Source organism: Methylobacterium jeotgali (genome assembly GCF_022179345.1).
Lineage (GTDB): Bacteria > Pseudomonadota > Alphaproteobacteria > Rhizobiales > Beijerinckiaceae > Methylobacterium > Methylobacterium jeotgali.
Genome location: NZ_BPQR01000050.1, coordinates 1 through 19,490 on the forward strand (window position 1 = coordinate 1; position 19,490 = coordinate 19,490).

Here is a 19,490-nt window from a genome sequence, read left to right on the forward strand (position 1 = left end):
GCCCGCCGCGGCGAACCGGGCGGGCCTTTTCGTCTCAGCTGCCCACGGGGAGCGATCGGCTGCGCGGACGGTTGGATGGTCTCCAAACCAATACCCGGAGGATGCAGTGACCGAACACAAGCAGGGTAGCGACATGCCCGACGCCGACACGAACGCGACCGTCGAGAAGGTCGAGGTCGGCGACTCGTCGGTGCCGAAGACGGGCTCTCAGACCGACATCGCGCCCGAGACCGAGGACGTGCTCGAGCGGTCCGACGACGGACGCAGCAAGTCGGCCATCGATACCGAACGGAGCGGCAACGCCTGACCGTTGACCCGGCAAGACTGCAGGCCTGCCGCGCGGCGGGCTTCTTCCCGGCTGTTTCCCTAATGAGACAGCGACGCGTCTCAGGGGGTGCCATACGAGCCCTGCAGAGGCTTTCACGCTTTGGCATGACCGCGACGGCGCTGCCTGACCACGCCGCGATCGTCTCGAGCATCAGCCCCGTCGACGCTAGCCGTCGGCGGGGTTTTCTATACCCGCTACCCTGCGATGCCGCCGTCCTCGAACAACATCACCGGGACGAACACCTGATGCGCTCTCTCGCTCGCCTTTTCTTAGCCGCGCCGCTGATCGCGTCCGGTCCCGCGCTCGCTCTTGATCCGAGCAAGGTCCCATCCGTCACGCTCGGGGCCGGCTCGAACGGGGATGGCTCCAGCCTGAGCGCCAAAGCCAACGGCGCAACGTCGAGCCAGACGTTCGGTGCGTGGCTGTCGAGCGTCATCCTCGGCGTTCCGACCGTGGGGGGGCTGCGCACCTATCCCACTGCGATCCTCTTCAACGGCGCGGTGATACACGTCGGGGGCTACAACACGTTTGGGGACGGCGGCAACGGGACGTACCGCTGGGCCTCCACCTCGACTGCCGCCGATGATGGCATGCTGGTCATCGCCCCGACCGGCAACGCTGGCGCCGGGCGCTGGCTGCGCCAGTGGGACGGCGCGCTCTCGATCCAGGCCGCCGGTGCGGTCTGCGACGGCTCGACGGACGCCAGCTTCGCCGCTCAGCGGGTCGTCACCGCGCTCGGACCCACGGGCGGGCGCCTGATCGTGCCGGCCGGTGCCTCGTGCCGCGTCGGACTCACCTGGACCTCGGGCCGGCGGCTCGTCATCGAGGGCCAGGGCCAGTCCTCGACTCTGATGCCCGCGAGTCCGACCGGCACTATCCTCGCGGCGACGAACGGGACCACCCAGTTCCGTGACCTCATCGTCTACTCGCCGAATGGCTACTCGACGGCCGGATGGCTCTTCGATCTAAGCGGCGGCACGCACTCGCTCACCAACGTCTATTTCGCGGGCGGCTACGACCTCGTCCGGTTCGGCAACGCTTGCCGCAACTGCGGCGCGAGCGACATCGTCGTGGACGGCCCCAAGCGCAACGGCTTCTGGGTGGATGTGTCGCCTCCCACGGGGCAGCAGTACGGCATCGTCACCTTCGCCCGCATGAAGCTCCAGGCTGACAGCAGCAACGTCGGCGACGGGCTCACCCTCGTCTCGGGCGATACGGTCTGGGTGAGCGACTCCAACTTCGCGGGCTTCAATCGCGGCGTAGTCGCGAAAACGAGCGCGACGAGGGGCTACTTGGCGAACCTGTTCTTCAACGCCGTGTCCGCAGACGGCGCCGGCGGCCCGGACAACTCAAGCGACGGCTGGGTCTTCGACGGTACCGCCAAGACGTTGACGCGGATCAACTTCATCAATCCCTGGGCGGCCTTCATGGGTGGACGCGGGATGTACTTCAAGAACGTGTCCGACATCGACATGACTGCGGCACGGGTGATCGTCAACGGACGTAACGGGATCGAACTCGACACGGGCGTTCGGGCCTTCAAGATGATCGGCGGCACGGTCGCAGGCAATTCACGGATATTTCCCAACAAATTCAACGGCATCCAGGCGCTGGCGGGTGCGAACAATCTCACTTTCGCCTACGTCCGCTCAGGCCCCGCGCACACGGGCGTAGATGAGAGCCAATCCGACTCGCAAGTCTGTGGCCTGTCCATTTCGAGCACGTCGATCACGGACTACCGTGTCGAGTCCGGCGACTTTCGCGGCAACCTTGCCGGCCCTGGCGGTGGCGCGCCCCCCTACGGGCTGTGCGACGGCGGCGGCGGCACGGCGGCCCCCGCCGGAGCCGCGTTGACGAACGCGACCAAGTTCGTCTTTGGCAACCGCAACGGCGCGTACACGCCCTGATCCCGGCTCGGCTGCGGCCGCCCCCGGCGTCGGCTCGGCGCGCCTCCGTCGTTTCAGGGCCTAGCGTGCAGACGAGGCGTCTACGCCGTCGAGGGGCTGGCGGCGCGCATCGGAGGGATCTGCCCGCTCGCGACCGTCCTTAGCAAGTTGCGGGACGCCTGCGGACGATCCGCGTGCCAGGCGCATCAGCATCATGGCCCGCACCTACGCCTTAGCGCTCGGCCCACGCTAGGCACGGAGGTGCGGCGCTGGCTCGTCGTCCGGTCCGATCGGCACCCGGTAGCCTGGGCCGCCCTTGCAGCCCCAGGAGCCGCCGCGGCCGCCTCGCGCCACCGCTGATCGGCGAGCATGGCGAAGGCCGCCAGCACGGCGACGGATAGGGCTAAGGCGCGGATCATCGGCGTGTGTCGAACTAAGGTTCGAGCCCGTTGAGGTAGGCGGCCGTGGCCGGGTGCAGCCAGGCGAGCGGCACCGCCGAGACGAGGTTGCGCGGGTCGCTCTCCCGGCCCTGACGGTAGCGGCGCGCCAGCGCCTCCCGGCCACGGTCGAGCGCCTGCACGAACCGGGCGACCGCCTCGTCGGGCAGGCCCGGCCGTGCGATCACGAAGCTCCAGGAGCCGACGGTCTCGATCGCCTCCTCCTGCCCCTCGAACGAGCGCGCCGGGATCGTCAGGCGCCGCAGCGATGCCCGCAGCGCCAGGATCGCCGCGATCTTCCCCGGGTCCGGCCCGAAGAAGCGGGCGCCGCCGGGTGCGCCCGCGAGCACCTTGAAGCTCGGCCAGTCGAACCCGGCGCCCCAGAGCGCGGCGACGCTCCCGTCGCGCACCAGGCCCGCGCCCGCGCCGGCATGGTCGAGGAGGACGGGGGTGATGTCGCGGTCGGGGTCGATCCCCGATCCCTTCAGCACGGTCCGGCCTATCACGGTGAGCCCGGAGGCGCGCGTGCCGAGCGCGACGGTCTTGCCGCGCAGGTCCTCGACGGAGCGGATCGGACTGGCCGCCGTCACGACGAACACGCCGGGCGATGTGTCGACCGGTGCAACGACGGCGAGCCCGGGCCGGCTGCCATCCTGCGCACCCAACGCGTCGTAGGCGTACTCGCCCTGCACGAGGGCGAGATCGAGCTGCCCTTCCTTCAGCAGCGTTAGGTTCTCGGCCGAACCCTTGGTGTTCCTGAGTTCCACGGTCAGGCCGGGATCGCTCTCGCGGAACGCCTCGACCAGAGCCTCGCCGAAGGCCGGGAACGATCCGCCGGGCGTTGCTGTGCCTAGGGTGAGAGAGGCGGCCGACGCGGAGAGCGCGGAGACGGCCAGCACGAAACATGAAAGGGCTGCAGCGCGGATCATCGGCTTCCTCCACCGCACGAGAATCAGGCCGGCTCGTCAGGCTGTCCAGGGTTGCCGCCGCGATGTCCCCGTCGCCCTGTCGTGCCGATGATGACCGGACATCGAGTAGAGGCGTCTCAAGAAATCGATCGATGCGCTATGTAAGATAGGCCTGTGAGACGAAGAGCCCAAAGGCCGCTAAGTCATTCAACCGCATGGCGCTCCCAAGGGGACTCGAACCCCTGTTTTCGCCGTGAGAGGGCGACGTCCTAGACCGCTAGACGATGGGAGCTATCCGTGCGGGAGGCGTTCGTATAGCGACGCCTCTCGGCAGGAGCAAGGGGCTGCCGCGGGGTTTTTGCGCCGCGGTCGCGAAGTGGCTCTCGGGCGTCAGGGCGGGGGATCGGACGGTGTCGGAACGGGTGGAGCGAGGCACGGTCGGAGAGGCGATGATGCCGCCCCTGCGGCTCGACAAGGCGCTCGCCGTCCTGTTCCCCGACCTGTCGCGGGCCCGTCTCCAGGGGCTCGTGAAGGACGGGCTCGTGCGGGTCGGCGAGGCCGTGGTGCGGGATCCGTCCGCCAAGGTCGGCCTCGGGGCGGAGCTCGCCGTGGCGGTGCCGGAGGCCGCGCCCGCCGCGCCGGCCCCGGAGGCCTTCCGGCTCGTCGTCGCCTACGAGGACGACGACCTCATCGTCATCGACAAGCCGGCCGGGCTCGTGGTGCATCCGGCGCCGGGCCACGAGGGCGGCACCCTCGTCAACGGCCTGCTCGCCCATTGCGGCGCGAGCCTCTCCGGCATCGGCGGCGTGCGCCGGCCCGGCATCGTCCACCGGCTCGACAAGGACACGAGCGGCCTCCTCGTCGTCGCCAAGAACGACCTCGCCCACCAGGGGCTGAGCGCCCAGTTCGCCGACCACGGCCGCAGCGGCCCCCTGGAGCGGGCCTATCTCGCCCTGGCCTGGGGCGTCCCGGAGCCGCGGACCGGCACGATCGACGCGGCGCTCGCCCGCAGCCGCCACAACCGGGAGAAGATCGCCGTGGTGCGGGGCGGGGAGGGGCGGCACGCCGTCACCCATTACCGCGTCGAGGAGGCCTTCGCGGAGGCCTCCCTGGTGCGCTGCCGCCTCGAGACCGGGCGCACGCACCAGATCCGCGTGCATCTCGCCCATCGCGGCCACCCGCTCCTCGGCGACGCGGTCTACGGCGCCGCCTTCCGCACCAAGGCAGCGCGCCTTCCCGAGACGGGGCGGGCGGCTCTCGAGGGCCTCGGACGACAGGCGCTCCACGCCGCGCTGCTCGGCTTCGCCCATCCGAGGAGCGGGCAGGCCTTGCGCTTCGAGAGCCCGCTGCCGGACCCCCTTCAGCAGCTTCTCGACGCCTTGAGAGGGAGCGGCTGAGGGCGAAGCGGGCCCGACACGGTCAAGTGCCGTGCCGCACGGCGAGGTGCGATACGGCACGTGCGACACGGCGAGCGCGTGGCAGACTCAACCCATCGACCCCTCGGGCGTTGTCGTCTCTCGAAGCTGACGGCCCGCCGCTACCGGCCCGGAGCGTTCCTCGGTAGACATGGGGAATCGGGCGGCCGGCTCAAGGAGCGGCAGCCCTGGTCTTGAAAGGTCCGCCCGCATGGGGGGCCGATGAAGGAGGTTCACATGGCAGGCGCATTGCCCGTGCTCGCCAACGAAGGCGGCCTTTCGCGCTACCTCGACGAGATCCGCAAGTTCCCGATGCTGGAACCGACGGAGGAGTTCACCCTCGCCAAGCACTGGCGGGACGGCGGCGACCGCGAGGCGGCCCACCGCCTCGTGACCTCGCACCTGCGCCTCGTCGCCAAGATCGCCATGGGCTACCGCGGCTACGGCCTGCCCATCGGCGAGGTCGTGTCGGAGGGTAATGTCGGCCTGATGCAGGCGGTCAAGCGCTTCGATCCGGACAAGGGTTTCCGCCTCGCCACCTACGCCATGTGGTGGATCAAGGCGGCGATCCAGGAATACATCCTGCGCTCGTGGTCGCTCGTGAAGATGGGCACCACGGCGAACCAGAAGAAGCTCTTCTTCAACCTGCGCAAGGCCAAGGGCCGCATCTCGGCGCTGGAGGACGGTGATCTGCGTCCCGATCAGGTGAAGCAGATCGCCACCCGCCTCGGCGTGCCGGAGCAGGATGTGGTCGACATGAACCGCCGGCTCTCGGGCGACTCCTCCCTCAACGCGCCCCTGCGCGAGGAGGGCGAGGGCGAGTGGCAGGACTGGCTCGTGGACAACACGCCGAGCCAGGAGAGCGTGCTCGTGCGCGAGGAGGAGGGCAGCAACCGCCTCACGGCGCTGCGCGACGCCCTCGGCGTCCTCAACCCCCGCGAGCGCCGCATCTTCGAGGCGCGCCGCCTCGCCGACGACCCGATCACCCTGGAGGACCTCTCGGGCGAGTTCGGGGTCTCCCGCGAGCGCGTGCGCCAGATCGAGGTGCGCGCCTTCGAGAAGGTTCAGGAGGCGGTCAAGCGCAACCTCGCGGGTATCGAGGCGCCGCGGGCCAGCGCCTGAGCCCTGCGGAAATCGGCGGGCCCTTCGCGGGGCCCGCTACTGCCACTGGTCGAAGGCGCTCTGCATCACCTGGGTACCGGTGTTGCCCTTCTCGAAGGTGATCACCGCGCGCTGGCCGGTCGCGTACTTCACCGCGACGTCGAACCAGTTGCGGTGGAGCAGCAGCTCGGTGTTGCGGTCGACGTCCTGCTTGAGGGACGACAGCCCGATCAGGAACAGGTTGTCGCGCACGCGGATCGGCAGGCCCGAGACGGGCGCGCCGCGGGCGGCCTCCTCGTCCTTGGCCTGGAGGAGCCCGACCTCCTGGACGGTGCGCTTGGCCGCGTCGGCACCGCTCGCCTTGAAGGCCAGCGTCACCGTGTGCGAGGCCGGCAGGGCGGCGTCGAGATTGCGCTGGATCGTCATGGTGAGCTGCATCCCGGCATCCGGGACGTCGACCGTCGCGACGACGGCGGTCTGGAGGGGCTGGCCCTGCTCGCCGCTCACCGAATCGAGCCGCCAGACCACACGGCCGGTGGTGATGGGCGGCTGGTTGCTCGGGTTGGCGGTATCCTCCTCGATCAGCGCGGCGCGCTGCGCGACCGTCATGTCGGTCGCGGGCGGGGGCGCGGCCGGCCGGCTCTCGGAGGCCGGTGCGCGGCTCTGGCGCTCGGCGGGGGCCGGATCCCCGCCGACCCGATCGCCGAACTTCTGGTCGGAGCGGTCGACCTGCGTGTCGGCGGTCTCGGCCTCCGTCTGCTGCAGATTGTCCGGCCTGTCGCGCAGCAGGAAGGCCGCGACCGCGATCAGCCCGATCACCACCGCCAGCACGCCGCCGACGAATGCGTTGCGCAGGCCCTTCGAGCGGCCGGCCGGGGCGACCACGGCGATGCGCGGGCGCTGGCGGCCGTTCGCCTCTGCCGTGCGCACCTCCGGCGCGGGCGTCTCGCTCTCGCCGGTCGGTCGGCTCGCGGCCTCGGGCTCGACGTCCGGCGCAGCCTCGGCGGCGTTGTCCTGAAACTTCGGCCGGCGCGGCGCGATCGACAGCGGCGGGCCCTCCCGGCGGGGGGGCGGCGGCAGGCCGAGATCGGCGGGGGCGGCGGGTGGCAGACCCGGCGCGGGCCTCGCCTCGGCCTCGAACAGGGCGTCGTCGGGCTCGGGGGCGGGCTGAGGCGCGGGCTTGGCCGGCTCTGGCACCGCCACGGGCGGCGGGGCAGGCTCGGGCCGAGGCGCCGCGGCGGGAGCGCCGTAGCTCTCCTCGAGCCGCCCGATCGCCTCGGCCAGGGCCTTGCTCTCGACCTCGATGTCGCTTTCGGAGAGGGGCGGGTCGAGGGAGCGCAGCTGCCCGATCAGGGCGCCGCGCGCGCGCTCGTAGACCGCGTTCCGCATGGCGGGCGAGCGGTCGGGCAGGGCGTCCAGCGCCCGCGCCAGCAACGGGTAGTAATCCGCCATCGTCCCCAGATCCGCCCTCGGAGGCTCCGCGCGTCGGCGCTCAGTCCTCGAAGGGATTGTGCATTAGGATCGTATCCTCGCGCTCGGGCGAGGTGGAGAGCAGGGCGACGGGCGCCCCGATCAGCTCCTCGATGCGGCGCACGTACTTGATCGCCTGGGCCGGCAGCTCTGCCCAGGAGCGGGCGCCCGCCGTGGTCTCGGACCAGCCCGGAATCGTCTCGTAGATCGGCTCGATGCGGGCCTGGTCCGCCTGGCTCGCCGGCAGATGGTCGACGGTGCGCCCGTCGAGGCGGTAGCCGGTGCAGATCCGGATCGTCTCGAAGCCGTCGAGGATGTCGAGCTTGGTCAGGGCGATGCCCTGGATGCCGGAGGTGCGCACGGTCTGGCGCACCAGCACCGCGTCGAACCAGCCGCAGCGGCGCTTGCGCCCGGTGTTGACGCCGAACTCGCGGCCCCTGGCGCCGATGGTCTCGCCGATCTCGTCGTGGAGCTCGGTCGGGAACGGGCCCTCGCCGACGCGGGTCGTGTAGGCCTTGGCGATGCCGAGCACGTAGCCGATCGCGGAGGGGCCGAGGCCGGAGCCGGTGGCGGCCTGCGCGGCGACGATGTTGGAGGAGGTCACGAACGGGTAGGTGCCGTGATCGACGTCGAGCAGCGCGCCCTGCGCCCCTTCGAACAGGATGCGCTTGCCGTGGCGGCGCTCCTCGTCGAGCAGCGCCCAGACCGGGCAGGCGTAGGGCAGGATGCTGGGCGCGATTGCCTTCAGCTCGCTAATGAGCCCCTCGGCGTCGACCTCGTCGATGCCGAGCCCCCGGCGGAGCGCATTGTGATGGGCGAGCACCCGCTCGACCTTGGCCGCGAGCGTGGCCTCGTCGGCGAGGTCGACCACGCGGATGGCACGACGGCCGACCTTGTCCTCGTAGGCGGGGCCGATGCCGCGCTTGGTGGTACCGATCTTGAGGCCCGCGTTCGATGTCTCGCGGAAATGGTCGAGCTCCCGATGGAGCGGCAGGATCAGCGTGGCGTTGTCGGCGACGCGCAGGCTCTCCGGCGAGATCTCGACGCCCTGGGCGCGGATGCGCTCGATCTCGTCGACGAGGTGCCAGGGATCGACGACGACGCCGTTGCCGATCACCGAGAGCTTGCCGCCGCGCACCACGCCCGAGGGCAGCAGGGCGAGCTTGTAGGTGACGCCGTCGATGACGAGCGTGTGGCCGGCATTGTGCCCGCCCTGGAAGCGGACGACGATGTCGGCCTGCTGCGAGAGCCAGTCGACGATCTTGCCCTTGCCCTCGTCGCCCCACTGGGCGCCCACGACGACGACGTTCGCCATACGCTCGAAAACCTGCGCTCGAAAACCTGTCACCGGGAAACGGCGGCCGGGCCCGGCGCGGGCGCGCGGGCCGAAAGCCATTGCCGAGCCGGTGTTTCCGCGATCCGGGCGCGGAAAGCAAGCAACGCGGCCGGAAGGACGGGGGACGGGCCTCGGCGGGCCCGCCCGGAGGGCTCAGCGCGCCTCGGTGCCGGGCTGGCGGCCGGGCAGCTCGTTCGGCTTGATCACCGGGGTCGAGCCGCCGGTCTCGGGCGGGCGCACGACCATGCCCTCGGCGGCGTTGCCGGGGGGCTTGATGACGCCGTCGCTCTTCTCCAGCCGGTCGGTGAGGTTGCCGGCGGAGCCGTCGTCGGGGCGGACCTTGTCCGGCGGCGTCTGAGTCTGGGACGGCAGGTTCGGGTCGCTGTCGCGTCCCTTGAGGGGCGCGTCGGGGTTCTGTGCGCTCGCCGCGGTGGCGAAGAGGCTCGCGGCGAGAAGGGCGACCCCGGGCAGAAGCCTGTGCATCGGAAACCTCCCTGGTCGGATGCCTGGGTGGGAGGAACCGCTGCCCCGGCGATCCGTTCCGGGGTTCCGGCCTCACGAGGCGCGGGCCATCTCCAGGTACAGGTCGCGCAGCCGCCGCGTCAGCGGGCCGGGGCGGCCGTCCCCGAGGGTGCGGCCGTCGATGGAGACGACCGGCATCACGAAGGACGAGGCGCTCGTGTAGAACGCCTCCTGCGCGCCTTTCGCCTCCTCGACGGAGAAGGGCCGCTCGGAGAGCCGCAGGCCCGCTTCCTCGGCGAGCCGCAGCACGGCGGCGCGGGTGATGCCCGGCAGCAGCGCCGTCGAGAGCGGGCGCGTCACGATCTCCCCGTCGCCGGTGATGATGAAGGCCGTCGAGGACGAGCCCTCGGTGACGAAGCCGTCCTCATGCATCCAGGCCTCGGCGACGCCGGCCTCGGCCGCCGCCTGCTTGGCGAGGACCTGGGCGAGCAGCGCCACCGACTTGATGTCCCTCCGCTTCCAGCGCAGGTCCTCGACGGTGACGACCGCGGCGCCCTTCTCGGCGAGCGGGTTGCGGCTGACGTTCTTCGCCTGCGTGAACATCACCACCGTCGGCGCGGTGTCAGCGGGCGGGAAGGCGAAGTCCCGCTCGTGCACGCCGCGGGTCACCTGCATGTAGACGAGCCCCTCGGAGAGGGCGTTGCGGGCGACGAGCTCCGTCTCGAGGCGTTCCCATTCCCCGGCATCGTAGGGGTTGGCGATACCGATCTCGGCCAGAGAGCGGTCGAGCCGGGCGAGATGCGCGGCGTTATCCACGAGCCGCCCGTCGAGCACCGCCGAGACCTCGTAGATACCGTCCGCGAACAGGAAGCCGCGCTCCATGATCGGCAGGCGCGCCTCCTCGAAGGGCAGGAAGGCGCCGTTCAGGTAGACGATGCGGGGTGCGGTCACGGGTGTCCTCCTGTCCTGCGGAGCATCCAAGCAGGAATCGTGCGTCAGGCCCGCCCGAACACGCGGGTGAAGATCGTGTCGACGTGCTTGAAGTGGTAGCCGAGATCGAAGCACTCCTCGATCTGCTCGGGCTTCAAGGCAGCCGCGACCTCCGGGTCGGCCTTGAGCAGGGTGAGGAAGTCGCCCTCGCCGCGCCAGACCGGCATCGCGTTGCGCTGGACGAGACGGTAGGAATCCTCCCGCGACAGCCCGGCCTGGGTCAGGGCCAGCAGCACCCGCTGCGAGTGGACGAGCCCGCCGAGCTTGTCGAGGTTGCCTTGCATGTTGGCCGGGTAGACCAGCAGCTTGTCGATCACCCCGGTGAGGCGGGCGAGCGCGAAGTCGAGGGTCACGGTCGCGTCCGGCCCGATCATGCGCTCGACGGAGGAGTGGGAGATGTCCCGCTCGTGCCAGAGCGCCACGTTCTCCAGCGCCGGGGTCACGTAGCCGCGCACCATGCGGGCGAGGCCGGTGATGTTCTCGGTCAGCACCGGGTTGCGCTTGTGCGGCATCGCCGAGGAACCCTTCTGCCCCTCCGAGAAGAATTCTTCCGCTTCGAGCACTTCGGTGCGCTGCAGATGGCGCACTTCCGTCGCGAGCCGCTCCATGGAGCTCGCGATGACGCCGAGCACCGCGAAGAACATGGCGTGGCGGTCGCGGGGGATGACCTGGGTCGAGACGGGCTCCGGCGTCAGGCCCATCTGCGCGGCGACGTACTCCTCCACCCGCGGGTCGATGTTGGCGAAGGTGCCGACCGCCCCGGAGATCGCGCAGGTGGCGACCTCTTTCCGCGCTGCGATCAGCCGCTCCTTCGCGCGGGAAAACTCGGCATGGGCCTGGGCGAGCTTGAGGCCGAAGGTGACGGGCTCGGCGTGGATGCCGTGGGAGCGGCCGATCGTCGGGGTCAGCTTGTGCTCGAAGGCCCGCCGCTCCAGTGCGGCGAGCAGCGCGTCGAGGTCGGCGAGCAAGATGTCGGCGGCGCGGGTGAGCTGCACGTTGAGGCAGGTGTCGAGCACGTCCGAGGAGGTCATGCCCTGGTGGACGAAGCGTGCTTCCGGCCCGACGATCTCGGCGAGATGCGTGAGGAAGGCGATGACGTCGTGCTTCGTCACGGCCTCGATGGCGTCGATGCGGGCGACGTCGAAGACCGCGTCGCGGCCCTTCTCCCAGACCGTGTCGGCCGCCTCCTTGGGCACGACGCCGATCTCGGCGAGCGCGGTGGTGGCGTGGGCCTCGATCTCGAACCAGATGCGGAAGCGGGTCTCGGGCGACCAGATCGCCGCCATGGCGGGACGGCTGTAGCGGGGGATCATGCGGGGCGCCTCGGGCTCTCGACGGGCTGCGGTCGGGGACGCCCGGCGCCTAGCACGGGGAGCGGGTGGGGCTCAACGAGGCCCGGACGGGCGGCGTCCAACCAGCGAAGCGTTGCATCAAGACCACAGTCCCGGGACGATCGGCGCGGCCCCGTGAAGCCCCGGAATGAAAGAGCGTCGGAAAACGTAAGGCCGACGGATAACTTGCGGCCTTCACTACAGCTATTATTGGAATAATTCGAAACTCAGCATTCGATAATAGAGGACGTTGCCGCTTTGTTGTGGCCGAACACTCTCGTAGGTGTCCGTCCCAGTCGAGCGGCCGGAAGTCAGGATCCGCAAGACGCGTGCGTTGACTCTGCGAGACCTGCAACGATGAACCAGGCAATCGAGACGAGGCTGGCGGGCTGCCTTCTGGCCGGAACCTTCCTGACGGCGCCGTCGCAGGTCCATGCTCAGCCCGCTCCGATCCCCGTCGTGAGCGCGCAGGCTGTGACGCTCGATCAGCTCGCCGTCGAAGGCAGTCCGGCGACCGGCCCGCAGGGCGGCGTCACGGTCGGCTACCTGACCAAGCAGACGCGCAGCGCCACGAAGACCAACACCCCGCTCCTCGACACGCCGCAATCCGTGACGGTGGTGACGCGCGAGCAGTTCACCGACCAGAACTTCCAGAACCTCACCGACCAGCTTCGCTACGTGCCGGGCTTCATCCCGGCGCAGGGCGAGGGCAACCGCGACCAGGCGATCATCCGCGGCCAGAGCACGAGCGCCGACTTCTTCGTCAACGGCGTGCGCGACGACGTGCAGTACTACCGCGACCTCTACAACGTCGACCGCGTCGAGGTGCTGAAGGGCCCGGACTCGCTGATCTTCGGCCGCGGCGGCGGAGGCGGCGTCATCAACCGCGTCCTCAAGGAGGCGGACGGCCTTCGCGTGCGCGAGGTGACGGCCGGCGGCGGCCAGTTCGGCGACAAGCGCCTGACCTTCGATGTCGGCGACCGCATCAGCGACAGCGCCTTCTTCCGGCTGAACGGCCTCTTCGAGGATTCGGGCACCTATCGCCAGTTCGGCGAGCTGACCCGCTACGGCTTCAACCCGACGATGACCTTCCTGCTCGGGCCCCAGACGACGCTGAAGCTCTCCTACGAGTACTTCCACGACGACCGCTTCCCCGATCGCGGCATCCCCTCGCAGTTCGGGCGGGCCTACAACTACCGCAACAATATCCGCACGTTCTTCGGCAGCCCGGACGTGAACTTCACCAAGGTCGACGCGAACATCGCCACCGCGATCCTCGACCACCGCTTCGACTCGGGCGTCGAGCTGCACAGCCAGTTCCGGTTCGCGGACTACGACCGCTTCTACCGGAACACCCTGCCGGGCAGCGCCGTGAACGCCGCCGGCACCGCCGTGACCATCACCGGCTACCGCAACGAGACGGATCGGACGAACTACTTCAACCAGAACGACTTCACCTACAAGTTCCTCACCGGCGACATCAAGCACACCCTGCTCGGGGGCTTCGAGCTCGGCTACCAGGAGGGCCTCGTCTTCCGCGAGAGCGCCTTCTTCAACGGCGTCGCCTCGAGCGTCGTGGTCAACCCGTTGGCGCCGCTGACCCGCGTCCCCGTGGTGTTCCGCAACAACGGCACCACGGATGCCAGCGCGCGCTACGACCTCGGGCTCGCGGCGGTCTACCTGCAGGACCAGATCGACCTGAACCCCTATGTCCAGATCGTCGGCGGCCTGCGCTACGACCATTTCGACTTCGCCTCGACGGATCGGCGCACCCTCGTCACGAACGCCCGCGTCGACGACCTCGTCTCGCCGCGTGCCGGCCTGGTGATCAAGCCTCTGCAGAACCTCGCCTTCTACGGCAGCTACAGCGTCTCCTACCTGCCGAGTTCGGGCGACCAGATCGGCACGCTCACCCCCGGCCTCATCATCGCCCAGCCGGAGCGCTTCCAGAACCTCGAGGTCGGCGCGAAGTACGACGTCACGCCGACCTTCCAGCTCACGGCCGCCGGCTACACCCTCGACCGGACGAACCAGCGACTGCCGGATCCCAACCGGGCCGGGTTCTTCATCCTCTCGGGCAAGACCAACGCCCAGGGCTTCGAGCTCGGCGCCAACGGCTACCTGACCGAGTGGTGGCAGATCGCCGGCGGCTACGCCTACACCGACGCCCGGATCGAGAGCGCGACCTCCGCGGTGATCGTCGCCGGCAACAAGGTCGGGCTGGTGCCGTTCAACTCCGTGTCGCTCTGGAACAAGTTCGCGGTGACGCCGGAGTTCTCCATCGGCATCGGCTACATCTATCAGACGCACACCTTCGCCTCGTCGGACGATACCGTCCGCCTGCCGGGCTACAACCGCTTCGACCTGGGCCTATTCTACCAGATCAACGAGTCGACGCGGGCGCAGGTCAACATCGAGAACGTGCTCGACCGGCGCTACATCTACACGTCGGACAACAACAACAACCTCACGCCGGGTGCGCCGCGCACCGTGCGCGCGCAGGTCATCGTGCGCTTCTGAAGCGGCAATCACCGGGTCTGGCGGGTCACTCCGCCAGCACCCAGCCCTGCGCCATCAGCCGCTCCTGGGGGCGGAAGCGGGCCTTGTAGTCCATCTTCCGGGAGCCCTCGACCCAGTAGCCGAGGTAGAGGTAGGGCAGCCCGAGATCCCGCGCCCGGCGGATGTGGTCGAGGATCATGAAGGTGCCGAGCGAGCGCGCCGTCTCGTCGGGGTCGTAGAACGAGTAGACCATGGACAGCCCGTCCGAGAGGGCGTCCGTCAGGCAGAGCGCCACGGGGGCGCCGACCCCGCGCCCGTTGATGGCGGTGTCCGGCCCGCGCCGCCGGTAGGTCACGACGTGGGTGTCGACGTGGCTGTCCTCGATCATCATGGCGTAGTCGAGCACGGTCATGTCGACCATGCCGCCGTCGCCGTGGCGGGCGTCGAGGTAGCGGCGGAAGAGCGCGTACTGCTCCGAGGCCGGGCGGTTCGGCTCGGCGGCGCCGACGAGGTCGCTGTTGCGGGCGAGCACCCGGCGCTGGCTGGCGCTCGCCGCGAAGTCGCGCACCACGACGCGGACGGAAACGCAGGCCCGGCAGGTCTCGCAGGCCGGGCGGTAGGCGATGGTCTGAGAGCGGCGGAACCCGCCCTGCGTCAGCACCTCGTTGAGGTCGCGGGCACGACGGCCGACGAGGTGGGTGAAGACCTTCCGCTCCTCCTGCCCCGGCAGGTAGGGGCAGGCGGAAGGGGCGGTCAGATAGAACTGGGGGGTGTCGCGCGGGTGGCTCGTCACGCTGCGGATGGCTTTCGGACCACGGCGCGGCCGCGCCTCAGGCGAAGTGTAGCGTCCGCTCCGATCCGCTCAACCGGTCTCTTCGCCTCGCGCGCCGATTTCCGTGCGCCCTGTCAGGCCCGCACGACGGCGAGCCCGAGGAGGAGGTCGTGGCCGAGGCGGCGGTCGGCCCGCATCAGGCCGAACAGGATGTCGACGCACCAGAGCAGGAAGGTCGAGATCGCCACGTAGAAGAGCAGCGCGTGGACCGCCGCCGTCAGCACGTCGACCCGGGCGCCGCTCTCGGGCGCCACGACCCGCAGGCCCATCATGCGCATGCCGAGCGTGCTCTGCTTGGCGCCGCCGACGGTGATCGCGCTGTAGAGGATGCCGCTCGCCGGCACGATCGCGAACAGGCTCCAGCCGAGGCCGAAGGTCACGAGCCCGATCAGGGTGATCGCCAGCGAGAGCAGGATCGAGAAGCCGAAGATGAAGGCGATGTCGAGGACGTAGGCGAGCGTCCGCCCGCCGAGGCTGGCGCGCACGAAGGGCACCGGCAGGGGCGGAACGGCGCCGGGGGCGTTCACGCCGGTGGTATAGCCGTAGGGCGAGTTCGTCATGGCGATCGTCCGTTGCGCGCGACAGCGCTGAGAACGAGGTGGGAAGCGGCGCGGTTCCTCTCAAGGGGCGCCGGGCGCGATCCTCACTGAGGCCGCTCGCGGGGCTGCTTGGCGGCGTGGGCCTCCGGGGTGTCGAGATAGTAGCGCTTCAGGAAGTGGAGGCTCGCGCCGCTCACGGGGCGGCCGTCATGGACGATCTCGGCGAGCGCGCCCTCGCGGTCGAACCGGCACAGCACCGCGTGGGGCCGTCCCGCGACTTGGTAGTCGATCCGCGCGGTCTCGGCGGAGGCGCCGCTGCCGGCGCGCAGCAGCTTCGGTTCCGTCTCCGGCGGCAGCAGGGCGGGCAGCACCCGCCGGCAGGTCTCGACCTGCTCCCGGCGCGCGTCCTCGTCCCAGGCGAGAAGGCCGCCGACGAGCCCCGCCAGCACCCCGCCGAGGATGAGGACGCGGGCCGCCTTGCGGGCCACTCAGGCGCCGGCGCGCAGGCGCTCGGCGACGCGGGGCGCGTAGTAGGTCAGGACCCCGTCGGCGCCCGCGCGCTTGAAAGCGAGAAGGCTCTCGACCATGGCGCGCTCGCCGTCGAGCCAGCCGTTGCGGGCGGCGGCCTCGATCATCGCGTACTCGCCGGAGACCTGATAGGCGAAGGTCGGCACGCCGAAGCCGTCCTTCACCCTGCGGATGATGTCGAGATAGGGCAGGCCGGGCTTCACCATCACCGAGTCCGCGCCCTCCTCGAGGTCGAGGGCGACCTCGCGCAGGGCCTCGGCGCCGTTGGCTGGGTCCATCTGGTAGGTGCGCTTGTCGCCGACGAGCGCCGCCGAGGTGCCGATGGCGTCCCGGAACGGCCCGTAGAAGGCGCTCGCGTACTTGGCCGCGTAGGCCATGATCTGCACGTCGCGAAAGCCCGCCCGGTCGAGCCCGGCCCGGATAGCGCCGACGCGGCCGTCCATCATGTCGGAGGGGGCGATGATGTCGGTGCCGGCCTCCGCCTGGATCAGGCTCTGCTCCACGAGGAGCGCCACGGTCTCGTCGTTGAGGATCGCCCCGTCCGACAGGAGCCCGTCATGGCCGTGGCTGGTGTAGGGGTCCAGCGCCACGTCGGTCATCACGCCGATCTCGGGCACGGCCGCCTTCACCGCCCGCACCGCCCGGCAGACGAGGTTCTGGCCGTTCAGCGCCTCCGAGCCGGTCGGGTCGCGCAGGCCCGGCTCGGTGTAGGGGAAGAACGAGATCGCCGGGATGCCGAGGCGCGCCGCCCGCTCGGCCTCGCGCACCACCTGATCGACGCTGAGCCGCTCGACCCCAGGCATCGAGGCGATCGGCTCGCGCCGGTTCTCGCCCTCGATCACGAAGAGCGGCCAGATCAGGTCGTCGACGGTGAGGGTATGCTCGCGCACGAGGCGCCGGGACCAGTCGGCCTTGCGGTTGCGCCGGGGGCGCTGCGTCAGGCTCAGGCCCGCTTGGGCGCCGCTGGAGCGGGCCGACTCGACGGCGATCGGGCGGGGCTCGGCGCTCTCCTCAGCGTGCCCCTCCTGCGCGTGCGATGAGTCCATGACCGGTTCCTGCGCCGATCCCGTGGCGGCCGGCGGCGGGGGCCTAGCATATCCGGGATTCGGCGCGAAACGCCGCCCGCGGTTGACGAGGTCGGCGGGGGCGGCGTCTAACGCGCGGGAGAGCGGAGGGCAGATGGACGCGACGGGCGAGGAGATCCGGTTCGAACGGCGTGGGGCGCTCGGCCTCGTCGTTCTCGACCGGCCGAAGGCGCTCAACGCGCTCTCCCGAGGCATGTGCGCGTCCTTCCGCCGCCAGCTCGATCTTTGGGAGGCCGATCCGGCCGTGACGCGGGTCGCGGTGCGCTCGTCGAGCGCGCGCGCCTTCTGCGCCGGCGGCGACATCCGCCACATCTACGCCTGCGGGCGCGAGGGCCGCGAGGCCGATCTCTACGGGTTCTGGGAGGCGGAGTACGGGCTCGTCGCGCGGGTGCAGCGCTTCGCGAAGCCCTATGTCGCGCTCGTCGACGGGCTGGTGATGGGCGGCGGCGTCGGCATCTCGCTGCACGGCTCCCACCGGGTCGCGAGCGAGCGCTACAGCTTCGCCATGCCCGAGGTCGGCATCGGCCTGTTTCCCGATGTCGGCATGACCCATGCCCTGCCGCGGCTGCCGGGGCGGATGGGCCTCTACATCGCCCTGACCGGCGGCCGGGTCGGCCCCGGCGACGCCCTCGCGCTGGGGCTCGCCACCGATTTCGCGCCGGCCGCGGCCTTCGACGCGCTCCTCGACCGCCTCGCCGAGGGCGGTCCGGTCGAGGCGGCCCTGGCCGTGCCCGGCGAGCGACCGGCGCCCGGTCCACTGAGCGCCCAGGCCGCGCCGATCGAGGCGTGCTTCTCGGCCGGAAGCGTCGCCGCCATCCTCGAGCGGCTCGACGCGGCCGGCACGGCCTTCGCCCGGGAAACCGCGGCGACGATCCGCACGCGCTCGCCGACGAGCCTGTGCATCGCCTTCGAGCAGATGCGCCGGGGCGGGGCGATGAGCTTCCCCGAGGCGATCCTGGCGGAGTTCCGCCTCGTGACGCGGGTGATGGACGGCCACGACTTCTACGAAGGCGTGCGGGCGGCGGTCATCGACAAGGACAACGCGCCGGTCTGGCAGCCGGACCGGCTCGACGGGGTGGACCTCGCGGCGGTCGCGGCGGCGTTCGGGCCGGCCTCGCGGCCCGAGCCGCGATTCGCGTGAGGACGGGCATGGCCGAGCCGGCAAGGGGACCTCTGGGGCTCGGCTTCCGCGAGGGGCAGGGCGACCGGCAGGGGGACCGGATCGAGCGCGACGCGCCTGCCTCCGGGGGCGGCTGGGACACGACGCTCGTCTGGTTCATGCGCCTCGTGGCGCTCGCCTGGCTCGCCAAGGGCGTGTTCTCCTGGGCCTCGATCCTCGACGTGATCCCCGGCGCGAAGCCCTTCGAGGCCGAGACCACCGGCCGGCAGGCGGCGATCCTCTACTTCGCCGTCATCGATCCCGTGGCGGCGGTGGGGCTCTGGCTGACGAGCGCCTGGGGCGGCGTGGTCTGGCTGTTCGCCGCGACCTCGGCGCTGACCCTCGGGCTGCTCACGCCGCAGCTCCTCTCGATGTCCGCGCCGCTGCTCGGCGTGCAGGCAAGTATCGTGGTTGCCTATTTCATACTGTCCTGGCTCGCGGCCCGCGAGATCAGGTGAACGCAAAGTTGATTTATCGGCTTCAGCTTACGTTTACCCAGAGAAGTAAATCGGCAATTCATCCTCTCGCTTAAAGTCGCCTTCATTCGCCATGGATAGCTTCACCTCATAAGCGGTGCCCGTCTCAGAGGCCGCCGCAACCGCAGAACGGGCGAGGCAAGCTATGAAGACGGAAGCTCTCCGGGTCGTCGATCCCGCTCCCGAGGCCGAGGCCGCCAAGGGGTCCTATCTCGAGGCGCTGCATCTCGTGGAGCGGCTGCACCGCCGGCTTCTCGACGTGATCAAGGACGAGTTCGAGCGCCGGGGCCGCGAGGACGTCAACAGCGTCCAGGCGCTGCTGCTCTACAACATCGGCGACAAGGAGCTCACCGCGAGCGAGCTGCGCACCAAGGGCTACTATCTTGGCTCCAACGTCTCCTACAACGTCAAGAAGCTCGTCGAGGCCGGCTACCTGCACCACGCCCGCTCTCGCACCGACCGGCGCACCGTGCGCATCAGCCTGACCGACCGCGGCCGCCAGATCCACGACATCGTCCAGGGGCTCTACGACAAGCACGCCCGCACCATCCAGCCGATCGGCGGCATCTCGACGGACGACTTCAGCCGGCTGAACCAGTCGCTGGGCCGCCTCGAGCGGTTCTGGACCGACCAGATCCGCTATCGGCTCTGAGACTGTCGACACGAACGCGAAGAGGCCCGGCATCCAGGGATGCCGGGCCTCTTCGC

Annotated in this window: 18 protein-coding genes and 1 tRNA gene; 8 read left to right on the plus strand and 11 right to left on the minus strand. The window is 70.3% G+C overall.

All coding sequences use genetic code 11. The features are described from left to right. Positions 1-106: 106 nt before the first annotated feature. Both MFF04_RS15045 and MFF04_RS15050 read left to right on the plus strand, forming a co-directional pair. A complete protein-coding gene (locus tag MFF04_RS15045; RefSeq protein WP_238276962.1) occupies positions 107-307 on the plus strand; it encodes a hypothetical protein in 201 nt (66 codons plus the stop codon). 125 nt (positions 308-432) lie between these two features. After that, on the plus strand, positions 433-2,235 hold the full coding sequence (locus MFF04_RS15050) for a putative phage tail protein (RefSeq protein ID WP_238276964.1): 1,803 nt from the start codon (positions 433-435) through the stop codon (positions 2,233-2,235). A gap of 412 nt (positions 2,236-2,647) precedes the next feature. Here the strand turns inward: MFF04_RS15050 and MFF04_RS15055 are convergent, their stop codons facing one another. Both MFF04_RS15055 and MFF04_RS15060 read right to left on the minus strand, forming a co-directional pair. After that, entirely contained in the window at positions 2,648-3,580 is a 933-nt protein-coding gene (locus MFF04_RS15055) for a TAXI family TRAP transporter solute-binding subunit (RefSeq protein WP_238276966.1), read from the minus strand. 195 nt (positions 3,581-3,775) lie between these two features. Continuing rightward, positions 3,776-3,851, minus strand: a tRNA-Glu gene (locus tag MFF04_RS15060). A 160-nt stretch (positions 3,852-4,011) separates the two neighbouring features. Between MFF04_RS15060 and MFF04_RS15065 the strand changes: the two genes are divergently transcribed. Together MFF04_RS15065 and rpoH are read left to right on the plus strand one after the other, a co-directional pair. Then, the gene (locus MFF04_RS15065) at positions 4,012-4,956 is read left to right on the plus strand and encodes an RluA family pseudouridine synthase (RefSeq protein WP_238276991.1); all 945 of its coding nucleotides are present in this window, start codon (positions 4,012-4,014) and stop codon (positions 4,954-4,956) included. Between the two features lie 255 nt (positions 4,957-5,211). Next, positions 5,212-6,096 carry an RNA polymerase sigma factor RpoH gene (rpoH, locus tag MFF04_RS15070; protein ID WP_238276968.1) on the plus strand — a complete coding sequence of 295 codons (885 nt, stop codon included), beginning with the start codon at positions 5,212-5,214 and terminating at the stop codon, positions 6,094-6,096. 36 nt (positions 6,097-6,132) lie between these two features. Here the strand turns inward: rpoH and MFF04_RS15075 are convergent, their stop codons facing one another. From MFF04_RS15075 to purB, 5 genes are all read right to left on the minus strand, one after another. Continuing rightward, complete coding sequence (locus MFF04_RS15075; RefSeq protein ID WP_238276970.1) at positions 6,133-7,527, minus strand: histidine kinase; 1,395 nt, start codon at positions 7,525-7,527, stop codon at positions 6,133-6,135. A 40-nt stretch (positions 7,528-7,567) separates the two neighbouring features. Then, positions 7,568-8,860 (minus strand): adenylosuccinate synthase, encoded by a 1,293-nt coding sequence (locus MFF04_RS15080; protein ID WP_238276972.1) that lies wholly within the window; start codon positions 8,858-8,860, stop codon positions 7,568-7,570. A 174-nt stretch (positions 8,861-9,034) separates the two neighbouring features. Beyond that, entirely contained in the window at positions 9,035-9,364 is a 330-nt protein-coding gene (locus MFF04_RS15085; protein WP_238276974.1) for a hypothetical protein, read from the minus strand. Positions 9,365-9,436: 72 nt separating this feature from the next. Continuing rightward, entirely contained in the window at positions 9,437-10,294 is an 858-nt protein-coding gene (locus MFF04_RS15090; RefSeq protein ID WP_238276976.1) for a D-amino-acid transaminase, read from the minus strand. A 44-nt stretch (positions 10,295-10,338) separates the two neighbouring features. Continuing rightward, on the minus strand, positions 10,339-11,646 hold the full coding sequence (gene purB, locus MFF04_RS15095; RefSeq protein ID WP_238276978.1) for an adenylosuccinate lyase: 1,308 nt from the start codon (positions 11,644-11,646) through the stop codon (positions 10,339-10,341). Positions 11,647-12,021: 375 nt separating this feature from the next. Between purB and MFF04_RS15100 the strand changes: the two genes are divergently transcribed. Next, positions 12,022-14,184, plus strand: coding sequence for a TonB-dependent receptor (locus MFF04_RS15100; RefSeq protein ID WP_238276980.1), 2,163 nt, complete (start codon positions 12,022-12,024; stop codon positions 14,182-14,184). A 25-nt stretch (positions 14,185-14,209) separates the two neighbouring features. On the opposite strand, the gene MFF04_RS15105 is transcribed toward MFF04_RS15100, so the two are convergent. The 4 genes from MFF04_RS15105 to hemB form a co-directional block, all read right to left on the minus strand. After that, a complete protein-coding gene (locus MFF04_RS15105; RefSeq protein ID WP_238276982.1) occupies positions 14,210-14,956 on the minus strand; it encodes an arginyltransferase in 747 nt (248 codons plus the stop codon). A 113-nt stretch (positions 14,957-15,069) separates the two neighbouring features. Then, positions 15,070-15,555 (minus strand): RDD family protein, encoded by a 486-nt coding sequence (locus tag MFF04_RS15110; RefSeq protein WP_238276984.1) that lies wholly within the window; start codon positions 15,553-15,555, stop codon positions 15,070-15,072. An 83-nt stretch (positions 15,556-15,638) separates the two neighbouring features. After that, a complete protein-coding gene (locus MFF04_RS15115; RefSeq protein ID WP_238276986.1) occupies positions 15,639-16,022 on the minus strand; it encodes a hypothetical protein in 384 nt (127 codons plus the stop codon). After that, positions 16,023-17,108: a porphobilinogen synthase gene (gene hemB, locus MFF04_RS15120; RefSeq protein ID WP_238276987.1), complete on the minus strand. Its 1,086-nt coding sequence runs from the start codon at positions 17,106-17,108 to the stop codon at positions 16,023-16,025. A gap of 133 nt (positions 17,109-17,241) precedes the next feature. Between hemB and MFF04_RS15125 the strand changes: the two genes are divergently transcribed. From MFF04_RS15125 to ldtR, 3 genes are all read left to right on the plus strand, one after another. Further along, positions 17,242-18,288, plus strand: a complete 1,047-nt coding sequence (locus tag MFF04_RS15125) for an enoyl-CoA hydratase/isomerase family protein (protein ID WP_238276988.1) — start codon at positions 17,242-17,244, stop codon at positions 18,286-18,288. An 8-nt stretch (positions 18,289-18,296) separates the two neighbouring features. Further along, positions 18,297-18,764 (plus strand): DUF6163 family protein, encoded by a 468-nt coding sequence (locus tag MFF04_RS15130; protein WP_238276989.1) that lies wholly within the window; start codon positions 18,297-18,299, stop codon positions 18,762-18,764. Between the two features lie 163 nt (positions 18,765-18,927). Next, positions 18,928-19,434 carry a transcriptional regulator LdtR gene (gene ldtR / locus MFF04_RS15135; protein WP_238276990.1) on the plus strand — a complete coding sequence of 169 codons (507 nt, stop codon included), beginning with the start codon at positions 18,928-18,930 and terminating at the stop codon, positions 19,432-19,434. The last annotated feature ends 56 nt before the right edge of the window (positions 19,435-19,490 follow it).

What these genes read in the sequence shown, in the direction of transcription:
- MFF04_RS15075 (WP_238276970.1), bottom strand. Translation starts at nt 7,527, where the DNA reads ATGGCGGATTACTACCCGTTGCTGGCGCGGGCGCTGGACGCCCTGCCC.
- MFF04_RS15125 (WP_238276988.1), top strand. Translation starts at nt 17,242, where the DNA reads ATGGACGCGACGGGCGAGGAGATCCGGTTCGAACGGCGTGGGGCGCTC.
- MFF04_RS15080 (WP_238276972.1), bottom strand. Translation starts at nt 8,860, where the DNA reads ATGGCGAACGTCGTCGTCGTGGGCGCCCAGTGGGGCGACGAGGGCAAG.
- ldtR (WP_238276990.1), top strand. Translation starts at nt 18,928, where the DNA reads ATGAAGACGGAAGCTCTCCGGGTCGTCGATCCCGCTCCCGAGGCCGAG.
- MFF04_RS15110 (WP_238276984.1), bottom strand. Translation starts at nt 15,555, where the DNA reads ATGACGAACTCGCCCTACGGCTATACCACCGGCGTGAACGCCCCCGGC.
- MFF04_RS15130 (WP_238276989.1), top strand. Translation starts at nt 18,297, where the DNA reads ATGGCCGAGCCGGCAAGGGGACCTCTGGGGCTCGGCTTCCGCGAGGGG.
- MFF04_RS15050 (WP_238276964.1), top strand. Translation starts at nt 433, where the DNA reads ATGACCGCGACGGCGCTGCCTGACCACGCCGCGATCGTCTCGAGCATC.
- hemB (WP_238276987.1), bottom strand. Translation starts at nt 17,108, where the DNA reads ATGGACTCATCGCACGCGCAGGAGGGGCACGCTGAGGAGAGCGCCGAG.
- MFF04_RS15055 (WP_238276966.1), bottom strand. Translation starts at nt 3,580, where the DNA reads ATGATCCGCGCTGCAGCCCTTTCATGTTTCGTGCTGGCCGTCTCCGCG.
- MFF04_RS15065 (WP_238276991.1), top strand. Translation starts at nt 4,012, where the DNA reads ATGCCGCCCCTGCGGCTCGACAAGGCGCTCGCCGTCCTGTTCCCCGAC.
- MFF04_RS15100 (WP_238276980.1), top strand. Translation starts at nt 12,022, where the DNA reads ATGAACCAGGCAATCGAGACGAGGCTGGCGGGCTGCCTTCTGGCCGGA.
- purB (WP_238276978.1), bottom strand. Translation starts at nt 11,646, where the DNA reads ATGATCCCCCGCTACAGCCGTCCCGCCATGGCGGCGATCTGGTCGCCC.
- rpoH (WP_238276968.1), top strand. Translation starts at nt 5,212, where the DNA reads ATGGCAGGCGCATTGCCCGTGCTCGCCAACGAAGGCGGCCTTTCGCGC.
- MFF04_RS15085 (WP_238276974.1), bottom strand. Translation starts at nt 9,364, where the DNA reads ATGCACAGGCTTCTGCCCGGGGTCGCCCTTCTCGCCGCGAGCCTCTTC.